Source organism: Pontibacterium sp., from assembly GCF_041587635.1.
In the GTDB taxonomy this organism is placed as follows: domain Bacteria; phylum Pseudomonadota; class Gammaproteobacteria; order Pseudomonadales; family Balneatricaceae; genus Pontibacterium.
Window position 1 is genome coordinate 1 of record NZ_JBFGYC010000688.1, and the last position, 1,847, is coordinate 1,847.

The following is a 1,847-nucleotide window of genomic DNA, read 5'->3' on the forward strand; positions in this document are numbered from 1 at the left end:
AACGGTGAAAACCGAATGCTCAAGGGGCGGCTATTTCTTCCTGATGATAAGCGCCAAATTTCCAGCTTAACGCTGGATTACCTGAAAATTGAACGCGATCAGTTTTCTGAAACGGGCAATGCTAACCCGGACGCAGCGTCTCAGGCCTCTGGCTTTAGTGCCTCGGAGTTGCCGGTGATTGATCTGAATGTGAAGTCAGTTGAGGTGCGAGGGAAACCGTATGGTGCATGGAGTATGGAGATGCGTCCGGATGCGTACGGTGCAACCTTTCAGAATGTGCGCGGTGATATGTTTGGGGTGAACGTCAGCGGGGATGCTCGCTGGTCAACCGCTGGCATTGAAAGCTCTGCGATACTTTTGAAGTTCGAGGGGGATACGCTGGATCCGTTGCTTAAGGCCTGGCAGTACGATCGCTTTATCGAAAGTCAGTTTTTAAATGTTGATGCCAATCTGGTCTGGGAGGGAGCACCCTGGGCGTTTTCTCTGGATCGATTACACGGTCACTTCTCGCTGTTGGCAAAAAATGGTCGCATTATCGAAGCGGGTGAGTCAGGTCAGTTCCTCCGCGTATTGGGTATCCTGAATCTGGAGACACTGGGGCGTCGTCTGCGTTTGGATTTCAGTGACCTATTCGCACAGGGGTTAGCGTTTGATCGTGTTAGTGCTGACTATACTCTGGCTCAGGGTGTGGCTGTCACCCGTTCGCCTTTTAAGCTGAAAGGCCCTTCTGCAGATATGAAGCTGGTTGGTTCGTTGGATCTGGTGAGAGAGACGGTTGATAAAGATATGGAGGTTGTGTTGCCAGTGACTAAAAACCTACCGTTAATGGGGGTTTTGCTTGGTCAGCCGCAGGTTGCAGGTGCCGTCTATCTGATTGATAAGCTGATTGGAGATCGGTTGGAGAAATTCACCACCATTCGTTATCACCTTTCAGGCGACTGGACCGATCCGCAGCTAGAGCTGGAGACCAAGAAAGAGGATGAGGTCCCATCCGATAACCCTATTTTTCGGCAAGGGGGCGGTTGATGAAGCGTGTTGCCCTGCTGCAGATGGTTTCTACAGCGGATCTGGAACTCAATCTTAATCAAGCAATAGTATTGCTCAAGCAGGCGGCTGAACAAGGTGCGGTGCTGGCCGTTTTACCTGAGAACTTTGCGCTGCTGAATACGGAAGGTTTAAGGGCCTTTGCGGAAACTGATCTTGATAGGGTTGTATCTCTATTGTGCGCACAGGCGGCAGAACTTGGAATATGGATCGTTGTGGGCAGCGTACCCATGTCTACCTCCGCACAAGGTCTGCCTGTCGTCGCCCCGCATGTTCGTGCTGCGTGTTTGCTTATCGACTCTCTGGGTAATATCCGTGCGCGTTATGACAAGCTGCATCTGTTTGATGTCGATGTTGCCGATCAGCAGAAAACGTACCGTGAGTCGGAATTTGTAGAGGCTGGTGACGAATTGGTTGTGGTCGATACGCCTGTGGGGGCTTTGGGATTGAGTATCTGCTATGACTTGCGTTTTCCCGAGCAATATCAGCGCTTACGAGAGGCTGGCGCTGAATTGATTGCGGTGCCGTCAGCATTCACACATGTAACGGGTCAGGCCCACTGGGACGTTTTGCTGCGTGCGAGGGCTATTGAGAATCAGGTGTATATGCTGGGATGTAATCAAGGCGGGTCGCATGGAGAGGGGCGCGAATCGTGGGGCCACTCAATGATTGTGGATCCATGGGGGAATCCAATCGCGCAGTGTCAAAAGGGCAATGGATTAGTGGTTGCTGAAATCGATCTGGAATATTTGGCAGATATTCGTCAAAAAATGCCGGTGTTGGCACACCGGCATCGCACAGGG

2 protein-coding genes are annotated in these 1,847 nt (G+C 51.5%); both read left to right on the top strand.

Annotated elements, in window-relative coordinates; genetic code table 11:
- Nucleotides 1–1,026, top strand: a 1,026-nt coding sequence (locus ABYW01_RS20740) for an AsmA-like C-terminal region-containing protein (protein WP_372836423.1), incomplete at its 5' end; no start/stop codon positions are given.
- A partial coding sequence (locus tag ABYW01_RS20745; RefSeq protein ID WP_372836425.1) for a carbon-nitrogen hydrolase family protein occupies nucleotides 1,026–1,847 on the top strand: 822 nt, incomplete at its 3' end. The genes ABYW01_RS20740 and ABYW01_RS20745, both read left to right, overlap by 1 nt.